Origin of the sequence: Paenibacillus sp. GCM10023250, assembly GCF_042653205.1 — a bacterium.
In the GTDB taxonomy this organism is placed as follows: domain Bacteria; phylum Bacillota; class Bacilli; order Paenibacillales; family Paenibacillaceae; genus Paenibacillus_Z.
In genome coordinates this window covers 19,022-36,829 of sequence record NZ_JBHSHY010000002.1, presented here as the reverse complement: position 1 = coordinate 36,829, position 17,808 = coordinate 19,022, and the positions used below count along the sequence as shown (strand labels likewise).

At 60.1% G+C, this 17,808-nt stretch carries 17 protein-coding genes and 1 other RNA gene; 1 reads left to right on the top strand and 17 read right to left on the bottom strand.

Annotation, left to right across the window (positions count from 1 at the left end; translation table 11 throughout):
• Position 1: 1 nt before the first annotated feature.
• The 5 genes from ACFPB1_RS03065 to ACFPB1_RS03045 all read right to left on the bottom strand — a co-directional run bounded on the left by ACFPB1_RS03065 (position 2) and on the right by ACFPB1_RS03045 (position 3,443).
• Positions 2 to 1,171 carry a cysteine desulfurase family protein gene (locus tag ACFPB1_RS03065; RefSeq protein ID WP_379221791.1) on the bottom strand — a complete coding sequence of 390 codons (1,170 nt, stop codon included), beginning with the start codon at positions 1,169 to 1,171 and terminating at the stop codon, positions 2 to 4.
• 191 nt (positions 1,172 to 1,362) lie between these two features.
• Entirely contained in the window at positions 1,363 to 2,064 is a 702-nt protein-coding gene (locus tag ACFPB1_RS03060; protein WP_379221789.1) for a transglycosylase SLT domain-containing protein, read from the bottom strand.
• Between the two features lie 195 nt (positions 2,065 to 2,259).
• A complete protein-coding gene (locus ACFPB1_RS03055) occupies positions 2,260 to 2,670 on the bottom strand; it encodes a hypothetical protein (RefSeq protein ID WP_379221786.1) in 411 nt (136 codons plus the stop codon).
• A gap of 6 nt (positions 2,671 to 2,676) precedes the next feature.
• Positions 2,677 to 2,889, bottom strand: coding sequence for a DUF1540 domain-containing protein (locus ACFPB1_RS03050; protein WP_379221784.1), 213 nt, complete (start codon positions 2,887 to 2,889; stop codon positions 2,677 to 2,679).
• A 53-nt stretch (positions 2,890 to 2,942) separates the two neighbouring features.
• On the bottom strand, positions 2,943 to 3,443 hold the full coding sequence (locus ACFPB1_RS03045) for a YpuI family protein (protein WP_379221782.1): 501 nt from the start codon (positions 3,441 to 3,443) through the stop codon (positions 2,943 to 2,945).
• A gap of 197 nt (positions 3,444 to 3,640) precedes the next feature.
• Here ACFPB1_RS03045 and ACFPB1_RS03040 point away from each other — a divergent pair, with 197 nt between their 5' ends.
• The gene (locus ACFPB1_RS03040) at positions 3,641 to 5,518 is read left to right on the top strand and encodes a S8 family peptidase (protein WP_379221780.1); all 1,878 of its coding nucleotides are present in this window, start codon (positions 3,641 to 3,643) and stop codon (positions 5,516 to 5,518) included.
• A gap of 83 nt (positions 5,519 to 5,601) precedes the next feature.
• On the opposite strand, the gene rnpB is transcribed toward ACFPB1_RS03040, so the two are convergent.
• From rnpB to ACFPB1_RS02980, 12 genes are all read right to left on the bottom strand, one after another.
• Positions 5,602 to 6,010: RNase P RNA component class A (gene rnpB / locus ACFPB1_RS03035), an RNA gene on the bottom strand.
• A 120-nt stretch (positions 6,011 to 6,130) separates the two neighbouring features.
• Positions 6,131 to 7,252 carry a Nif3-like dinuclear metal center hexameric protein gene (locus ACFPB1_RS03030; RefSeq protein ID WP_379221778.1) on the bottom strand — a complete coding sequence of 374 codons (1,122 nt, stop codon included), beginning with the start codon at positions 7,250 to 7,252 and terminating at the stop codon, positions 6,131 to 6,133.
• Entirely contained in the window at positions 7,216 to 8,007 is a 792-nt protein-coding gene (locus ACFPB1_RS03025) for a tRNA (adenine(22)-N(1))-methyltransferase (protein ID WP_379221775.1), read from the bottom strand. Before ACFPB1_RS03025 ends, ACFPB1_RS03030 begins: the two co-directional genes overlap by 37 nt.
• A gap of 1 nt (position 8,008) precedes the next feature.
• Positions 8,009 to 8,497, bottom strand: a complete 489-nt coding sequence (locus tag ACFPB1_RS03020; RefSeq protein WP_379221773.1) for a hypothetical protein — start codon at positions 8,495 to 8,497, stop codon at positions 8,009 to 8,011.
• A 459-nt stretch (positions 8,498 to 8,956) separates the two neighbouring features.
• Positions 8,957 to 10,084: an RNA polymerase sigma factor RpoD gene (gene rpoD / locus ACFPB1_RS03015; protein WP_379221771.1), complete on the bottom strand. Its 1,128-nt coding sequence runs from the start codon at positions 10,082 to 10,084 to the stop codon at positions 8,957 to 8,959.
• 33 nt (positions 10,085 to 10,117) lie between these two features.
• The gene (dnaG, locus tag ACFPB1_RS03010; protein ID WP_379221769.1) at positions 10,118 to 11,965 is read right to left on the bottom strand and encodes a DNA primase; all 1,848 of its coding nucleotides are present in this window, start codon (positions 11,963 to 11,965) and stop codon (positions 10,118 to 10,120) included.
• 41 nt (positions 11,966 to 12,006) lie between these two features.
• Positions 12,007 to 12,477 (bottom strand): YaiI/YqxD family protein, encoded by a 471-nt coding sequence (locus ACFPB1_RS03005; protein ID WP_379221767.1) that lies wholly within the window; start codon positions 12,475 to 12,477, stop codon positions 12,007 to 12,009.
• Positions 12,478 to 12,554: 77 nt separating this feature from the next.
• Positions 12,555 to 13,373: a pyruvate, water dikinase regulatory protein gene (locus tag ACFPB1_RS03000; RefSeq protein WP_379221765.1), complete on the bottom strand. Its 819-nt coding sequence runs from the start codon at positions 13,371 to 13,373 to the stop codon at positions 12,555 to 12,557.
• A gap of 158 nt (positions 13,374 to 13,531) precedes the next feature.
• Positions 13,532 to 15,613, bottom strand: a complete 2,082-nt coding sequence (glyS, locus tag ACFPB1_RS02995; protein ID WP_379221763.1) for a glycine--tRNA ligase subunit beta — start codon at positions 15,611 to 15,613, stop codon at positions 13,532 to 13,534.
• On the bottom strand, positions 15,606 to 16,493 hold the full coding sequence (gene glyQ, locus ACFPB1_RS02990; RefSeq protein ID WP_379221761.1) for a glycine--tRNA ligase subunit alpha: 888 nt from the start codon (positions 16,491 to 16,493) through the stop codon (positions 15,606 to 15,608). The genes glyS and glyQ overlap by 8 nt, the downstream gene beginning before the upstream one ends.
• Before the next feature lie 329 nt (positions 16,494 to 16,822).
• Positions 16,823 to 17,569, bottom strand: coding sequence for a DNA repair protein RecO (gene recO / locus ACFPB1_RS02985; protein ID WP_379221759.1), 747 nt, complete (start codon positions 17,567 to 17,569; stop codon positions 16,823 to 16,825).
• A gap of 32 nt (positions 17,570 to 17,601) precedes the next feature.
• Complete coding sequence (locus ACFPB1_RS02980) at positions 17,602 to 17,751, bottom strand: YqzL family protein (RefSeq protein ID WP_379221757.1); 150 nt, start codon at positions 17,749 to 17,751, stop codon at positions 17,602 to 17,604.
• Positions 17,752 to 17,808: the final 57 nt, after the last annotated feature.

The window sequence follows — 17,808 nt, the reverse complement described above, 5'->3', positions numbered from 1 at the left end:
GTCACTCCCCTTTGCGTTCCAACGGTTTTAGCTTGTGCACAACCTTCTCCAGCATCTCGCACAGCAAGGCCACCTCGGCCTCACCGTGCTCGTCGCCGAAGCTAATGCGGACCCCGCTCGAGGCCCGATCCCGGGACAGGCCCATTGCCAGCAGCACCCGGCTCGGTTCGTCGCTCTTCGAGGAGCAGGCCGACTTGGTGGACGCCAGTATACCGTGCTTCTCGAGCATATGCACGATCACTTCCGGCCGCATGCCGGGATACGAGAAATTCACGATGTTGGGGGCGGCTCCCCCGCCGGCGCCCAAGTCCGGACTTCCGTTCGGGACCAGCTCCGGGATGGCCGCGATGCCCGCCAAGAGCTTCGCCCGCAGCGCGTGCATGCGCGCGGCCCGCTCCGGCTGGCTCTCGACGGCGAGCCGGAAGGCTTTCGCCGCCGCGACGATCGCCGGTACGTTCTCCGTGCCGGGACGCAGTCCCCGCTCCTGGCCGCCTCCGCCGTATACGCGCCCGAGCTGCAGGTCCCGCTGGACATAGAGCAGCCCGACGCCGCGGGGACCGCCCAGCTTGTGCGCCGCGGCGGAGAAGAGATCGACCCGGCTGCCGGCGAGATCCACCGGCACCTTGCCGACGCTCTGCACGCCGTCCACATGGAAGGCAATATTGCCCCGGCGCTTCAAGCGGGTGCCGATGTCCGCGATCGGCTGGATCGAGCCGACTTCGTTATTGACGTGCATGACGCTGACGAGCGACGTGTCGTCCGTCAGCGCCGCTTCGACCGCCTCGGCGGACACGACGCCCGTCTCGTCGGCAGGCACGTACGTGGCTGTCCATCCCTCGTGCTCCAAGCTGCGGACTGTATCGTAGACGGACGGATGCTCGATAGCGGTCGTCACGATATGTTTGCCTTTCTTCGCGAGGCTTCGCGCCGCCCCGAGTATGGCTATGTTATTGCTTTCCGTGCCGCCGGAGGTGAACAGCCATTCTTCCGCGGCCGTACCCGGGAAGAGGCTTGCGACGACGGCGCGGGCGCGCTCAAGGATATGCTTCGCTTCCTGCCCGCCGCGGTGAAGCGAGGACGGGTTCGCGTAATGCTTGGCCATGACCTCGGCCATCGTCCGGATAACGTCCTCCAGCGGAGGCGTCGATGCGCAGTGATCGAAATAATGCATGCTGCCTCGTCCTTTCGCGTCGCTGATGTGCGTTTCCTAATAGTATCGCATAGCGGCGAAAAAGATCAACGACCGAAGGCCGGAGCGGCAGGATTTGCCGCTTCGGCCCGGGTGGAGGAGCTTGATGTCCGCGATCGAATTTCGTTTCGAGTCTCAATTGGAATCAACAAATTGGAATCAACCGCTAGTGATCAACCGATATCGCTTGATCGGGCGTTCAGCACCTTCGTGACGTAGTTCCGCGTTTCTTCGGGCAGCCGCTCCATCAGCGCTTGAAAGTCGGTGTTCGTCCGGATGCCCGCGCGGTCCACCCGGCCCGGCCCCGCGTTGTACGCCGCCAATGCCGCTTGTTCGTTGCCGTCGTATTTCTTCATCAAATACGCGAGGTATTTCGTACCGCCCTCGATGTTTTGAGCGGGATCGAACGCGTCCGTCACGCCGAGGCTCCGGGCGGTGCCGTCCGTCAGCTGCATCAGCCCTTTGGCCCCCGCGCCGGATTCTGCGCTCGGATTATAGGACGATTCCGTCCGGATCACGGCTTTGATCAGCGACGGGTCGATGCCGTACTTGGCCGCGGCCGTCTGGATCAGCGGCTCGTACTCGCCCGCTTCGCCTACGCCCGCCGCTGTCGTCTCGCCCGAACCGCCGAGCATCGGCAGCAGCGCGCTTAGACCGCCGAGCGCCGACAAACCGGACATCGGTGCAAGACCGTCCGTGCCCGCAGGGTCGCTGCCGGAACCGCCGGCCATATATTGCTGCAGCAGCGTGTCGAACAGTGATGAGCCGTCCGTGCCCGCCGCCGCGGACAGGACGTTTTCGTTGCCGTTCAGATCGAGGCTCGGCATGAATTGAAGCTGCAGGAGGGAACTCATGATACGGGGATCGATGCTCATTCTGGATTGACCTCCACGGGTTAAGGCTTGGTTTCGACAAGGTTTAACATCATTTTACATGGATGCACCCCTATTCACCAATGCGTCTTAAGACCTAGTAACGCGCCATGTTGCCTACACCCGCGCACAGCAACCGGGACGCCATCGCCCGCTATGTAAAAAACCGGCGAAGAGTCCTGCTCTTCGCCGGTTCCGTCAAGAAATTGCATAATAAAGAGGTACGAGGACCAAATACGCCAGCACGGCGATGAAACCGAGCGTAATGGACGTTACGCCGAGTCCGCGCGCGCCTTGCCAGTACGCGATGAAGCCGACGACGACCGCAGTCGCCCCCAGCACGATCGGCCAGACGATCCAGGACATGAACGCCAGGATCAGGGCCGCCCATCCGGTCGCCACGCCCGCGGATTTCGTTGTCCGCACGACGTCGTTCGTTTGCTTGGTGACGCTGCGGTCCGGGTAGTAGTCGGGCATGGAACGCTGCGGCACGGCGATTTCCGCCGCCGCTTCTTCGTGATAGGCTTTCATGTCGGGATGGTACAGCGGATTCGTTGCCGAATCGTCATGCGGGCTGTGCTCGAAACGATGCTCGGATTCGCGTTCCATTTCGCTTCACTCCTTCGGTTTAAAGGTATGGCAGCAGGTGGACGCACTGTTCATCGCTTGGTCTTGATGGTCGTGGCCAAATCCTTCTCCGGCGAATTCGGATCCGTATTCGACTCCGGCGTGGCGGTCGATATCGACTTGAATGTTGTCGGCGGCGCATTTGTTGCCTTCTTCCCAGAAGGAACAGTTCGCGACGCTGCAGCTAACGCCATTCGGCATAAAAATCACCCCCGGTATCAAGTTGCCCGCACCGGGGGTGAGTTATGTCTGCCTTATTTTTGACCTTGCATGCGCCGCTGCGTCATGTAATCACTTTCGTAATACGACAGGTCATCGCGCAGCTCTTCGAAAACTTTGGATACGGAGAGGACGATGTCGCGACCCGCGCGCACCGGCTTCTTCCGAAAGCGGATCGCGTCTTGCCCTGTGTACGCGTAACGGCCGTCTTCGGAGTAGCACTCGTTCTTCGGATAGAAGAAGGCGTTGACGCATTGATGGTAGACTTCGTAAAGCGCGCGTTCCGCGAAATCCGTATCGAAATTCGGCCTTCTCAGCGCCACGCCGAGCTTCTCGTACGCCACCTCGGAGAATACGAGCATGTGGCGGAGATCGGACAGCAGGCCTTTATAAAAAAGCGCCGATTCACTGTCTTGATCTTCGGCGAGAAGTTGGGGCAGGGCGTTTTCGTTCAGAAACGCTTCCAGCTGGCTGATGGCCATTTTCAATTTGTCCCGGGTCGATTCGCTAATCGCTTTTACGTTAGTCGAAGGCATGATTGGTAGATCCCCTTTCATCATCTGCAAACAATACTTAAATCATCAACATCGTACCACAAAATTGAAACAGATGGTACTGCCGTTTGGACCGGCCGGCCGTATATTTTGCTCCGGCGCACGCTACCCTAAAGACGAGTTGACGACAGGCCCGCGGCTTCCCGCATGCGGCGCCGATCAGGGAGGATATGACGATAATGACTCGACGTAAATGGATCGGCTGGTTCGCCGTGCTGGCCGCGCTGGCGTTCCTCATCCCGCTGACGCCGTGGTTCGGCGGCGGACCGGTGAAGGCGCCGTCGAACAAGGACAGGATCAGCAGCACGCTGTCGGCGCACAAGGAACGCCAGATGAAGCTTGCAACCGTCAAATCGGATATGGACGCGACCGCGCTGCTATGCACGACGGAATGCGCCCGCAACTTCCAGAAATTAATCAAGCACGAAGCGTCCATGCCGATGAACAAGCGGCACCTCCAGCATATGATGAAGATGCACAAGCAGATGGTCTACGTCTGGTGGCATCATCAAGGCGGCAGCATCGCGCTGGGCGGCAAACCGGCGTCCGCGCAGCTGGACGGACTGATCGACCAGGCTCAGAAGCGCGTCATGGCCGGCCAGGACTACGCGTCATCGCCGCTCCACGCGAACGGGCACCGGTACATGGTGATCGGCGAAGCCGACCGGAAGCACCGCGGCGACGGCATCGTCGGGGTACTGCTGCAGGATATCGTCATGAAGGTGAAAGGCCATCAGCAGCGGAACCTGCGCCTCGTCCCCTACCCGGCCGAGGGCAAATACAAGATCGAATCGGTGAAGCCGAATTCCACGACGGACATTACGGTCGACAGCGGCGAGGATAACGGCAACGCCAGCCACTACCATATCAACGAGGTCGTGGTCCGCTTCCGGCAGCAGCCGACCGGCGACGAGATGGCCCGCATCCAGCGCGACATCTCCGCCATTTCGGCGAAAAAGCTGGGCTACACGTACGTCTTCCGCTCCCGGGTCATGGAGGCCGACGATATGATGCGGTATTTCAAGCGCAATTGGCACGTCGCCTACGTCGAGCCCCATTATCTGTACATGACCAACGACGTTCCGTCCGCCGGCGCAAATGCCGACTCCGGCGCGTCGATCGTGCCGAACGACGCATTGTACGCCCGGTATCAATGGAATTTGCCGAGCATCGAGACGGAGAAAGGCTGGACCGTCTCCAGAGGCGACAACCAAGTGCGGATCGGCGTGCTGGACACGGGGGTGCAGGCCGATCATCCCGACCTGGCCGGCAAAATCGAGGCAGGCACCAATCTCGTCGACGAGACCGCCCCGCCGGATGACGACGTCGGCCACGGGACCCACGTATCCGGCATTATCGCCGCCTCCGTGAATAACGGCGAAGGCGTCGCCGGCCTGACCTGGTACAACAAGATCGTGCCGGTCAAGGTGCTCGACGCAAGCGGCGCCGGCTCGACGTATACCGTCGCCGAGGGCGTCATCTGGGCCGCCGACCACGGCATCAAGGTCATCAACATGAGCCTTGGCAACTATGCGGAAGCGCAATTCCTTCACGATGCGATCAAATACGCGTATGACCGGGACGTCGTGCTCGTCGCCGCCAGCGGCAACGACAACACCGAACGGCCGGGCTATCCGGCGGCGTATCCGGAAGTGCTCGCGGTCGCGTCCACCAACGCCGACGGCACACGCTCGCCGTTCTCCAATTATGGCGACTACATCGACGTCGCGGCGCCGGGTATGACGATCGCAAGCACGTACCCTGGCAGCCAATACGCGGCCCTGTCCGGCACGTCGATGGCCAGCCCGCACGTCGCGGCGCTCGCGGGGCTGATCCGCTCCATCAATCCGGATCTCTCCAACGTCGAGGTCATGGACATCATTCGTAGGTCCGCCAAAGACCTAGGCAATAGGGGCAAAGACAAATACTTCGGCTACGGCCAAATCGACATCGACCGCGCGCTGCTTGCCGCGCGCCAGTCCACCACCGCATCGCTGCAGCACTTCCCGCAGCAGGTCGAGCGCCGGCTCGCCCAAATCGCCCGCAAATACAGCTGACCCGCCGCCCCGAGAAGCGCCGGCGGACCGGCAAACACGAAATAACCCGCAAGGCACGAAGCCTTGCGGGTTATTTGAGCAATATGGAAAGCTTGCCGTAAGCCGGGTTCTGTGCTTCGCGTGGTCGAACGGGAACTACCCTCCCACTTATGAAGCGACAATCATCTATCTAGGCCGGCCATTGCTGACAGGCTCAAGCGACCAACCCGAACGCTCCCCGGGCAAGGGTTGCAGCGCGAAGCTGCCGCGTTCTCTCGGTCTTGCTCCAGATGGGGTTTACCAGCACCGTTGTCGCCAACGGTCCTCGTGGTCTCTTACACCACGGTTCCACCCTTGCCTGTGCCGCGTCGTTATCGCAGCCATCGGCGGTCCATTTCTGTGGCACTATCCTTCGGCTCGCGCCGACTGGACGTTATCCAGCATCTTCGCCCTACGGAGCCCGGACTTTCCTCTCGCGGCAACAAGGCCGCCAGCGATTGTCTGTCAAACTTTCCGCGTAATCAATAGTATACTAAGAACGCGGCCAAACCTCAAGGCGGAATCGCGGATTGGCCCCATTTACTTGTGCAGGGCAACTGCGGCAGCGCTGTTAGCGGCTTCCCGCGGCGGTGCCTACAGGAACCGGAACGGCTCCGTATCGACCTGTGATGGCATCGTTTCCGTCGTGTAACCACGCCGCTGCAGCTCCTGCCGGAGCCAATCGGCCAGCCGCGGCTTCATCAGCTTCTCGATATTGTGGCCGGGATCGATAATCGCGAGCCCGGCTGCCAGCGCGTCATGCGCGGTATGGTAATCGATGTCGCCGGTGACGAGCACGTCGGCGCCCGCGAAGGACGCGTGGCGGATATACCGCGAACCTGAGCCGCCCAGCACCGCTACCTTGCGGATCGGCCGTTCCGGATCGCCGACGAGGCGAAGCATCGGCACGTCGAAGGCGGCCTTCGCTATTGCCGCGAGCTCGCCCAGCTTCACCGGCTCCGGCAGCTTGCCGACGCGTCCGAGCCCGAATACGCGGCCTTTCAGCTCGACGGCGTAGAGATCGTACGCAACCTCCTCGTACGGATGTGCCTTCAGCATCGCCTGCACGACTTTGCGGTGGCTGCTGTGCGGCACGATCGTCTCGATCCGGACCTCTTTGACCCGCTCCAGCCGTCCGGCTTCGCCGATGAACGGCTGCGCGGCCTCGCCCGGCTTGAACGTGCCGACGCCGTCGATGTTGAAGCTGCAGTGGCTGTAGCCGCCGATCTGGCCGGCGCCGGCGTTCCAGATTGCCTGCAGCACCTGCTCATGATGCGTCTCCGGCACGAATACGACGAGCTTGTACAGCTTGTCCGTATGGACGTCCTCCAGCGCCGAGCGACCCTCCGCGGGCACGCCGAGCATGTCGGCCATCCAATCGTTGATGCCGCCGTCCGCGACGTCAAGATTCGTATGCGCGATGTAAACCGCGATATCGTGCTTGATCAGCTTCTCGTACAGCTTGCCCGCGGGCGTCGAGGTGTCGAGCTTCGCCAGCGGCCGGTAGATGATCGCATGATGCGCGACGATGAGCTCGGCGCCGGCCGCGATCGCCTCGTCGACGACCTCCGGCGTGACGTCGAGCGCCACGAGCACCTTCTTCACTTCCTTCTGCAGCGTTCCGAGCTGAAGGCCGATCTTATCGTTCTCCATGGCGATATGCTTCGGCGCCAGCTGCTCTATAAGCTGGACGACGGTTTGACCGTTTGCAAACAAGACAGCACCTCCTCAATCGCTTCCATTTCTTCGCGCAGCTGCGCTTCCTTACCGCGTGATTCTGCAAGCTCGGACTGTTCGAGCTGCGCGCGGATCCGCCTCAGCTTGTCGTGTTCCTGCCGCCACTTCACCGGCAGCAGCTCCGCCTGCCCGCGCAGCAGGTACGGCCCCATGCGGAACAGCCAGTGTTGCTTCCGCTCCGCGTCCATGCCGGCCGGCAGGAAATCCGGATCGTACACCTGCTCGTTCGTAACGTCCTTCGGGCTGTCCGCTTCGCGAAGCGCGTGCAGTACCTCGTACAGCTTTCCGTCCTCCTCCAACAGCCATTCGCCCTGCAGCACGTAGCCGTGTCCGAAGAGCCACCGGCGAACGAGCTCCTCGCCGACGTTCGGCTGCAGCACCAGCTCGCGGACGCCTTCCAGCTTGCCGGCGAGTCGGCCCGTCTCCAAAATATCCGCCATCAGGCTGCCGCCCATCCCCGCGATGGTGACGGTATCGGCTTCGCCCGGCTCGAGGACGGCCAGTCCGTTCCCTTTGCGCGCTGCGACGGCCTTCGACAAGCCGGCTTCGGCGATCTGGCGCTTCGCCGCCTGCAGCGGTCCGTCGTTCAGCTCGCCGGCAATCGCCGACGGGCACTTCCCGGCCTGCACCAGATAGACCGGCAGCAGCGCATGGTCGGAGCCGATATCGGCGGCGCGCGAACCCGCGGTCACGCGGTCCGCGATCGTTTGTAATCGTTTCGACAGCTTGATCATGTTAAGCCACCCACGCAATCCATTGTTTTCGAAGCGAGAAGAGCAGCGCCCCTCCCGCGATAATTTTGACGATCAGCTGCAGTTGAATGCCGCCCGCCGCCTCCGCGAACAGCGCTGCGTACAGCTCCGGCATGAACCAGGCGAACGCGCCGGTCACGAACAGAATTGAAGCCGCCGGCTTCGTCCACCGCTGCACGAACCAGCTGAACCAGCCGAACGCGAACGACAGCGGCACCCAGTACAGCTGAATCTCGTACCAAGCCGGGGCCTCCGTCTTGTTGGCCAGCAGCCAGGCGTACACGAGGAACGACGCCAGCCAGCCGCACAGGTGAAGCAGCGGGATGCGGGCGCCGATGCCGAACGCGACCCAGACGAGCGCGCAGACCGACAGGAGCCCGGCTTTCAAGCCCCAAGCTTCCCAATCATGCAGCTGCAGCATGTACAGCCCCGCGCCGAGCATGAGCAGCATTCCCCCGCCGATTAATCCCAAGCCGGCGGATTCGCTCCTTTTCCGGTACTTTTGACCTAGATAGAGAAGGGTACAAACGCCCGTCAATATGACCGCCATTTGCAATGCCGGATGAAAACCGTTAAAATAAAGAACAATAAAACAAATCAAGGAAAATATTCCAAAAGTAAGCAGCCATTGTTTCGCCGATGCTTCCTTGACGACGATCGCCGCTCTTCCGGCGAACGAGGCCGGCTTCCGGGATTCTCCTTCTTCCAGATACAGATTAAGCAGAAAGTCGCAATACTGCTCAGGCAGCAGTTTGGTGCGCCGCCAATGCTCGATCTCTTTGACAATCGTTTTACGTCGTTCCTGATCCATGGCAGTCGTGTCGTCCCTCGCTTAACGTCAAGTTGGCTTTCATCGAAGCGGCGACGGTATTCCATTTCGTCCCTTTCTTCAAAAAAGACCTTGCTGCACGAAGCAGTAAGGTCCCGGAATTTATTCGAGAAAATCCTTCAAGCGTTTGCTGCGGGACGGATGCCGCAGCTTGCGCAGCGCCTTCGCTTCGATCTGGCGAATCCGTTCGCGCGTGACGCCGAACACTTTGCCCACTTCCTCCAGCGTGCGGGTACGGCCGTCATCCAGGCCGAAACGAAGCCTCAGCACGTTCTCTTCGCGCTCGGTGAGCGTATCGAGCACGTCCTCCAGCTGTTCCTTCAGCAGCTCGTACGCGGCGGCGTCCGCTGGCGCGAGCGCCTCCTGATCTTCGATGAAATCCCCTAAGTGCGAGTCGTCTTCTTCCCCGATCGGCGTTTCGAGCGACACCGGCTCTTGCGCGATTTTCATGATTTCCCGGACTTTTTCCGTGCTCAGATCCATTTCCGCGGCGATTTCCTCCGGACTCGGTTCGCGGCCCAGCTCCTGAAGCAGCTGACGGGATACCCGGACGAGCTTATTGATCGTCTCCACCATATGCACCGGAATTCGGATCGTCCGCGCTTGGTCGGCGATCGCGCGGGTGATCGCTTGTCTGATCCACCACGTGGCGTACGTGCTGAATTTATAGCCCTTCGTATGGTCGAACTTCTCGACGGCTTTGATCAAGCCCATGTTGCCTTCCTGAATCAGATCCAAGAACAACATGCCGCGGCCGACGTAGCGCTTGGCGATGCTGACGACGAGCCGAAGATTCGCCTCAGCCAGTCTGCGCTTCGCTTCTTCGTCGCCGTGTTCGATGCGCTTGGCGAGTTCGACTTCGTCATCCGCCGACAGCAGCGGGACGCGGCCGATTTCCTTCAAGTACATCCGTACGGGATCGTTTATCTTAATGCCGGGCGGGAGCGCCAAGTCATCGTCGAAGTTAAATTCGTCCTGATCCCGCTCCTGATCATCCCTGCCGCCGAGCGGAAGATCTTCGTCGTTCTCGTTCACCACTTCGATGCCGATATCGTCAAGCTGTTCAAAAAACTCATCGATTTGTTCCGGATCCTGATCGAACGGCGAAAGCTTCTCCATAATTTCTTTGTAGGTTAAGGAGGATCTCTTCTTACCGTGTTCAATCAGCTGTTCCTTGACGAGTTCCAGCTTCTGTTCCGTATCCAGTTCAGTATGTTGATCATTCGCCATATTCCGACTCCCTCCTCCCTAGAAACGATCATCCTACCGACCTTTAAGCTGTCTCTCTAGGGCTATAATCTCACTTGCAATTTGTGCCGCTTTCAGCATATCGCCGGACCGCTCCGCCCGAACCATGGCTTCTTTTTTCTCTTCGACTTCCCGCAGTTTCGGCACCTTGACGATTTCGTTGACATAATCGTCGAGCAGCTGCTCGTCGAAAGGCATGTCGTCGTCCGTCATCAAGATCGAAGCGGCCGTCCGTTCCAGACGGTCATCCTGAAGCGATGCAATAAACCGGCTAACATCCGGATCATGGCCTTGCGCATAATAAGCATATAAATAAGCAGCAAGCGCTGCGTGATCCTCCACATGAAACGATTCCCCGAGCTTCCGGTGCACCGCGCTCGCGATATCCGCGCTTTGCAGCATTTGCGCAAGCAGCTTGCGCTCGGCTACTTGGTACGCGGGCAGCACGGGCGGGGCCGAGGACTTCCGGCGGTTTTCACGGTTTTCATTCCTACCATTATTCCACGAATTGTCGTTATTATCCCTTTGCGGTTTCATTTTTTGAAGCTGCTGCCGTTCGTTAAAACAGTCTTGCTTCAGCGAATCCAAGGACATATCGAACTCCCGGGACAGCTCCTTCAGGTAAAATTCCCGCTCTGTCGGCGAATCCAGCACGGCGATGATGCGTACGGCTTCAAGCAAGTAATTTTTCTGTCCCTCTTCTTCTAGGAGTATATGGTTTTTCTTTGCATATAATAATTTAAATTTTGTGGCGGACACCGGATGTTCGATGATTTCGCGCATGAAGGCATGCGCGCCATTCGCCTCGATGAATTCGTCCGGGTCCAGGCCCTTCGGCAGCATCGCCACTCGTACTTTCAGACCGGCCTTCTCCAGAATCGGAATCGACTTCAGCGCTGCGGCTTGTCCCGCGTTGTCTCCGTCATAGCAGATTACCGCTTCGTCCGCGTTGCGCTGCAGCACCGCCGCATGCTCCTCCGTCAAAGACGTCCCCATCGAAGCCACGACGTTCTGCACGCCGGCGCTCCATGCTTTCACGACGTCCATGTACCCTTCAAACAAAACGACGCGCCTGTTCTTGCGCATCGCCGCCCTGGCATGATGAAAATTGTACAAGTTCCGGCTCTTATTGAAGAGCATCGTCTCCGGGGAATTCAAATACTTCGGTTGACCCTCGCCGAGCATCCGTCCTGCGAGCGCGATCGCCTTGCCGTCGCGGTTCCAGATCGGAAAGATGATCCGGTCCCGAAAACGGTCGATGTACCCGCTCTTGTCCTGCTTGCCGATGAGCAGGCCGCCCTTCTCCAGCAAAGCCGGGTCGAATTCCCGCTTCTCCAGAAAGCGCGCGAGCGTGTCCCATTCTGGCGGCGCGTAACCGATCAAAAAATGGTCGATCTGTTTGTCGGTTACGCCGCGCGAACGCAAGTATTGCAGAGCCGGCTGTCCGTGCGTCGTGTTCATGAGCACATAATGATACAATTTTACCGCCAGTTCATGTGCCTGAACCAGCTTGTCGCGTTCTCCGTTCCCTTCGTCGCTGCGCTGGCCTTCCGGCGCGCCGCCCCACGTGATCGGGATTCCGGCTTCGTCCGCCATGAAGCGTACGGCCTCGGGAAACGAATATTCTTCGATTTCCTCGATGAACTTAATGGCGTTGCCGCCCTTGCCGCAGCCGTAGCAGTAGAATATCCCTTTCTCGGGGGTGACCGTGAACGACGGCGTCTTCTCCGAATGGAACGGGCAAAGCCCCTTCATGTATTTCCCGTGCTTCGAGAGGTGAACGTATTTCGCTACCGTTTCGACGATATCGTGATGCCTGAGCACCGCTTCGATAACGGAATCCGGTATTTTCCCGTAAGCCATACTCTTTCACCTTCATCCTGAATAACAAGTAATACTATTCGCTACGGTTCACCATTCTCCTGCCGAGATTCCAAAACTTTTGTCAGCTTTTGCTGAAAGCGGAACCGGTCCTCGTCCGACATCGCCTTGGGCCCTTTCGTTCTTCCGCCTCCCCGGCGCCGTTTCGCAAGCGCGTGCCTGCGTTCCATCAAATAATCGATGTTGCCGGCGTGATACTCCTCCCCCCTCGGGGAAAGGGCGACCGCGCCCCGGGCGAGCGCGATCGTGGCCAGTCCGAAATCCTGCGTGACGACGATGTCGCCGCGCCGCACGCGGTTCGCGATATACAGATCGACCGATTGGTCGCTGCGATCGACCTGCATGATCTCGACCCCGGCCTCTTGCTGAAGCCGGTGGTCATGCGAAGCGACCATCAGCACCGGCACGCCGTGCGCCCGGGCCGCTTCGACAATTTCCCGCTTAACCGGACACGCATCGGCATCGACTACGATCGTTGGCTCCGCCGTCACCATAGCACCACCGCATCTTCTCATGTAACTTCCGTACTATTATATACGGCAAATAACCAAAAAATCCTGCTTCCCCGCGGTCAAACGGATTCGATGTGCTCGAGGATCAGGCTGGCCGTCTCTTCGACCGCCTTGTGGGAGACGTCGATGACGAGGCAGCCGATTTTCTCCATGACCGACGCGGCATACTGCAGCTCGAACTCGATCCGGTCCTCCTTCGCGTACGAAGCGCTATCCGGCAGTCCGAGCGCCTTAAGCCGTTCCTTGCGGATGCCGTTCAAGTAATGCACGTCGATGGTAAGGCCGACGACCTTCTCCTTCGGGATTTGGAACAGCTCCGGGGGAGGCCCGACTTCCGGAATGAGCGGCACGTTCGCGACCTTGAACTGCTTGTGCGCCAAATACATCGACAGCGGCGTCTTGGACGTCCGTGACACCCCGACGAGCACGATGTCCGCTTTCAGGATGCCCGTCGTGTCGCGCATGTCGTCGTACTTGACGGCGAACTCGACGGCATCAACCTTGCGGAAGTAGTTTTCGTCCAGCACGTGGTTCAGTCCCGGCTCTTGGCGCGCCTTGCGGTCCGTCTTCTGCTCCAGGCTTTGGATCAGCGAGCCCAGCAGGTCGATGGCCGTCACCGCGTGCTTCTCCGCCAGCTCGAGCATCGCTTCCCGCAAGCCGGGAAGCACGAGGGTGTACAGCATGATCGCGCCGTGCTGCTTCGCCTGCGCGACGTAGCGCTCGAGCGAGCCTTCGTCGTGCACGAACGGCACGCGGCGGATTTCCGTATGAATGGGATGAAATTGGGCTACCGCAGCCCTGACGACAAGCTCGCCGGTATCGCCGGCGGAATCGGAAACGACATAAATGATCACTTCAGGCTGCGTATCGGCTGGCATTTCGATCCCCTCTCCAAAGATAGTCGGGTTACTAATACGCGAATCCGCGCCTAAAGTTGCGGTGTGCTTGCCGGCTTCTCCTAAGACGTGTCCGCTAACGCGAAGCGGCTCGTTGAAGCCTGCACGGAACGCTTCATTCTAACCGCGAGGCGGTTCGCTTACCATACCAGCTTGGAGAAATCCGCCACCTGCGTGACGCTGCCCGCGATCGAAGCCAGCGTCGCCAGACGATTCGCCCGCACCGCCTCGTCCTCGGCCATAACCATGACGCGGTCGAAGTACGCGTTGATCGGATCCTTCAAGGCGGAGAGCTTCACGATCGCGGCGGCCGCATCGCCTTGCGCGACGAGCGACGCGATGCCTTCGCGTACCGAAGTCCAAGCGCCGTACAGCTCGCCTTCCACCGCTTCCGCAAACAGGGACGGCTTCACTTCGCCGGACGATGCCTTCGCCGCCAGGTTGCAGACGCGGTTCAGCGCGTCCACGACGAATTTGAACTCCTCGCGGCGCTCGCCGGCCGCGGCGGCGGTCAACGCGGACGCGCGGTCGACCGTCTGCCGAAGGTCGTTGTAGCCGACGGCCATAACGGCGTCGATGACGTCGTAGCGGACGCTCTGCTCCGTCAGCACGTTCTTCACGCGCAGCGCGAAGAATTCGTAAAGATCCTTGCGCACGTCTGCGGCGGCGCGCTTCATGCCGCGGGCGGCATGGACCTCGAGCGACAGGTCGAACAGCGTGCCGAGCGGCAGCTTCAAGCCGTGCGCCAAGACGATTTGCACGATGCCCGCCGCCTGGCGGCGAAGCGCGTACGGATCTTGGGAACCCGTCGGAATGATCCCGATGGAGAAGCAGCCGACGATTGTGTCGATTTTATCGGCGAGGCTGACGATGGCGCCCGCGACGGAAGCCGGCGCCCGGTCTCCGGCGAAGCGCGGCTGGTAGTGCTCGTTGATCGCCCGCGCCACGGCTTCGCGTTCGCCGGCTTTGCGCGCGTAGTCTTCTCCCATGATGCCCTGAAGCTCGGGGAACTCATAGACCATTTGCGTTACGAGATCGAACTTGCAGATCTCCGCCGTGCGCGCGGCGTCCGCCGCGTCCTGCGCGTCCAAGCCGAGTACGGCCGTCAGCTTGCCCGTCGTATCCACGATCCGGCGGACCTTGTCGGCGACCGTACCGAGCTCCTCGTGATAGACGATCGTCTCCAGCTTCGCCAGCGCGTCGCCGATGGCGAGCTTCTGATCCTCGGCGTAGAAGAACTTCGCGTCGGACAGCCGCGCGCGCAGCACCTTCTCGTTCCCTTTGGCTACGTTCTCGATGGACGTCCGGTCGCCGTTGCGCACCGTCACGAAGTACGGCAGCAACTTCCCGTTGTTGTCCAGCACCGGGAAATACCGCTGATGCTCGCGCATCGACGTGATCAATACTTCCTGCGGAATGTTCAGGAACGATTCATCGAACGTGCCGAACAGCGCGTTCGGGTATTCGACGAGGAAGACGACTTCCTCCAGCAGGTCTTCCTTAACGGCGATGTGCCAGCCCTTCTCGGCGGACAGCGCGTTGATCTGCTCCACGATCAGCGCCTCGCGCTCGGCCGCGTCGACGATAACGTGCTGTTCCTTCAGACGCGCGGCGTAATCGGCCGGCACCGGAATGTCGGTAGCCGCGCCGAGGAAACGATGGCCGCGCGTCGTCCGGCCGCTGCGCACTGCCGTGATTTCGAGCGGCACGATTTCGTCGCCGAACAAGGCGACGAGCCATTTGATCGGGCGCACGAAGCGCAGGTCGTTGCTGCCCCAGCGCATGTTTTTCGGGAAGGACATCGATGTGATGAGCGACGTCAGCCCTTCCGGCAGCACGTCGGCCGTCGCCGTACCGATGCTGCTCTTGTTCGCGTACACGTATTCGACCCCGCCGAGCTCCTTGAAGAAGAAGTCGCTCGGATCGACGCCTTGGCTGCGGGCGAAGCCGAGCGCGGCCTTGCTCCATTCGCCGTTCTCGCCTCCCGCGATTTTGCGGGACGGCCCTTTCACTTCTTCGTGGACGTCGGCTTGCTTCTCCTCGACGGCGCGAACGAGCACTGCGATGCGGCGCGGCGTGCCGTACGCCTCGATTTCGCCGTGCGCGATGCGGCTCGTTTCCAGCCATTTCGCGGTCTTCTCTTTCAATTGGTTCATGGCGCCGCGCACAAAGCGGGCCGGCACCTCTTCCAGTCCGATTTCCAGCAGCAGATCCTTAGCCATTGGCGTTCGCTCCTTTCTTAAGCATCGGGAAGCCGAGACGCTCCCGCTCTTCCAAATACGCCGCCGCGCACGCGCGCGCCAGGTTGCGCACACGCATGATGTAGCCCGTCCGCTCCGTGACGCTGATCGCGCCGCGCGCGTCCAGCAGGTTGAACGTGTGGGAACATTTCAGCACATAATCGTACGCTGGGAAGACGAGCTTGTGCTCCAACGTTTTCTTCGCTTCTTCCTCGTACATGTTGAACAGCGAGAACAGCATCGCCGTATCCGACGTTTCGAACGTATATTTCGAATGCTCGTATTCCGGCTGCAGGAAGACGTCGCCGTAGGACACGCCGTCCACCCATTCCAGATCGAACACGTTTTCCTTCTCCTGAATATAGGACGCGAGGCGCTCCATGCCGTACGTGATTTCCACGGCAACGGGATTCGCGTCGATGCCGCCGACTTGCTGGAAGTACGTGAACTGCGTAATTTCCATGCCGTCGAGCCACACTTCCCAGCCGAGGCCCCACGCGCCAAGCGTCGGCGATTCCCAGTTGTCTTCCACGAACCGGATATCGTGATGCAGCGGATCGACGCCGAGCCGCTTCAGGCTTTCCAGGTACAGCTCCTGGATGTTGTCCGGCGACGGCTTCAGAATCACCTGGAACTGATGGTGCTGGTATAGCCGGTTCGGATTTTCCCCGTAACGGCCGTCCGCTGGGCGGCGGGAAGGCTCGACGTACGCGACGTTCCACGGCTCGGGGCCGATGGAACGCAGAAACGTCATCGGATTCATCGTGCCGGCGCCTTTCTCCGTGTCGTACGGCTGGACAAGAATGCAATTTTGTTCCGCCCAGAATTGCTGCAGCGTCAAAATCATGGTCTGAAAATTCATGCGCTTCTTCTCTCCTTCATTCATAGTGAACGTCAAAAAAAGCTTCCGTCTCTACGTCTGGCTCCAGACATAGGGACGAAAGCTTGTGCTTCCGCGGTTCCACCCTACTTGGCTCACTGCCGGCGCGTCATGGAGACGGCGGCGATAAGCCCGCTTTTCAATACGGTAAACTCCGGAGCGCCCTTCGCCGCGCAGGTCCGTCCGGGCTTCCACCATCCCCGGCTCGCTTCAATCGGACGACATGCCGACTACTTTCTCCATCATCGTCTATACACATAAATAATAACCTATCTTATCAATTCCAGGACGCCGTGTCAATCGCAGCCATTTCAAATTGAATACTTGTCCATTTGGTCCAGGAACGCGCGCGACTTCAGCGGAATGCCGATATGCGTATCCATCAGGAGCCGCATCGCCGTCTTCAGCTGCTGCTTCGTCTCATCCTTGAGCTGAACATTACCGAGGCGTCGAAGATCCATGCCCTGGTAGACGCGCAGCAGCTTGAGCGCGCTTTCGCCGAGCGGCATCGCCTGCGGATCCTTATAAGCGCAGCGGCTGCACAGGATGCCGCCACTTCTCGCGGTCAGCGCCATAGGTCCCGCTTCGTTGCCGCATGACGCGCACGCGGCGAAGTCCGGTCCGTACCCGGCCGCCTGCAAAATCTTCATCTCGAACAGCTGCGTCGTCACGAGCGGATCCTTGCCTTCGGCGAGCGAGCCGAGGCACGCCTTCAGCTGCTCGAACATGAACGCGCCGGCGTCCTCCTCCTGCAGCGCGCGGTCTACCAGTTCCGCGGCATAGGACGCATAGGCCGCCATATCCAGCTGCTCACGCAAAACATGGTGAGATTCGATGATCTCACCATGCGTCAACGTTCCCAAGCCGCTGCTGCGAAAAAAAAGATACTCCCCATGCGTGAACAGCTGCGACAGGGAGCCGTGGCGGCTTTTCAGTTTCTTCGCGCCGCGGACGACGACCCCGGCTTTGCCGTGCGTATTCGTCAGCAGCGTGACGATCTTGTTGCCTTCCCCATAATCGGTGCTTCGAATGACGATCCCTTCGACCCGGTACTGCATGAGCCTCTCCCCCAACTCGCTCCGTGTACGGGCTAGGTGACGCCTTCACGTTCGGCCGCAGGCTCCCCTTCCTCTTCTTCGGAAACGGATTCGGCCGGCGCGTGGCGCTCCATCTCCCGGTACAGCAAGAAAGCTTCCACATCCCCGGTCAGCGTAAAATACTTCCACGAAAAATTTCGCATTCGTATTCATCCTTTCCGCTCAGAAATGTTGCTCACGGATTAGGATGCGATGATCGG

What these genes read in the sequence shown, in the direction of transcription:
- ACFPB1_RS03065 (WP_379221791.1), bottom strand. Translation starts at nt 1,171, where the DNA reads ATGCATTATTTCGATCACTGCGCATCGACGCCTCCGCTGGAGGACGTT.
- ACFPB1_RS03060 (WP_379221789.1), bottom strand. Translation starts at nt 2,064, where the DNA reads ATGAGCATCGATCCCCGTATCATGAGTTCCCTCCTGCAGCTTCAATTC.
- ACFPB1_RS03055 (WP_379221786.1), bottom strand. Translation starts at nt 2,670, where the DNA reads ATGGAACGCGAATCCGAGCATCGTTTCGAGCACAGCCCGCATGACGAT.
- ACFPB1_RS03050 (WP_379221784.1), bottom strand. Translation starts at nt 2,889, where the DNA reads ATGCCGAATGGCGTTAGCTGCAGCGTCGCGAACTGTTCCTTCTGGGAA.
- ACFPB1_RS03045 (WP_379221782.1), bottom strand. Translation starts at nt 3,443, where the DNA reads ATGCCTTCGACTAACGTAAAAGCGATTAGCGAATCGACCCGGGACAAA.
- ACFPB1_RS03040 (WP_379221780.1), top strand. Translation starts at nt 3,641, where the DNA reads ATGACTCGACGTAAATGGATCGGCTGGTTCGCCGTGCTGGCCGCGCTG.
- ACFPB1_RS03025 (WP_379221775.1), bottom strand. Translation starts at nt 8,007, where the DNA reads ATGATCAAGCTGTCGAAACGATTACAAACGATCGCGGACCGCGTGACC.
- rpoD (WP_379221771.1), bottom strand. Translation starts at nt 10,084, where the DNA reads ATGGCGAATGATCAACATACTGAACTGGATACGGAACAGAAGCTGGAA.
- dnaG (WP_379221769.1), bottom strand. Translation starts at nt 11,965, where the DNA reads ATGGCTTACGGGAAAATACCGGATTCCGTTATCGAAGCGGTGCTCAGG.
- ACFPB1_RS03005 (WP_379221767.1), bottom strand. Translation starts at nt 12,477, where the DNA reads ATGGTGACGGCGGAGCCAACGATCGTAGTCGATGCCGATGCGTGTCCG.
- ACFPB1_RS03000 (WP_379221765.1), bottom strand. Translation starts at nt 13,373, where the DNA reads ATGCCAGCCGATACGCAGCCTGAAGTGATCATTTATGTCGTTTCCGAT.
- glyS (WP_379221763.1), bottom strand. Translation starts at nt 15,613, where the DNA reads ATGGCTAAGGATCTGCTGCTGGAAATCGGACTGGAAGAGGTGCCGGCC.
- glyQ (WP_379221761.1), bottom strand. Translation starts at nt 16,493, where the DNA reads ATGAATTTTCAGACCATGATTTTGACGCTGCAGCAATTCTGGGCGGAA.
- recO (WP_379221759.1), bottom strand. Translation starts at nt 17,569, where the DNA reads ATGCAGTACCGGGTCGAAGGGATCGTCATTCGAAGCACCGATTATGGG.
- ACFPB1_RS02980 (WP_379221757.1), bottom strand. Translation starts at nt 17,751, where the DNA reads ATGCGAAATTTTTCGTGGAAGTATTTTACGCTGACCGGGGATGTGGAA.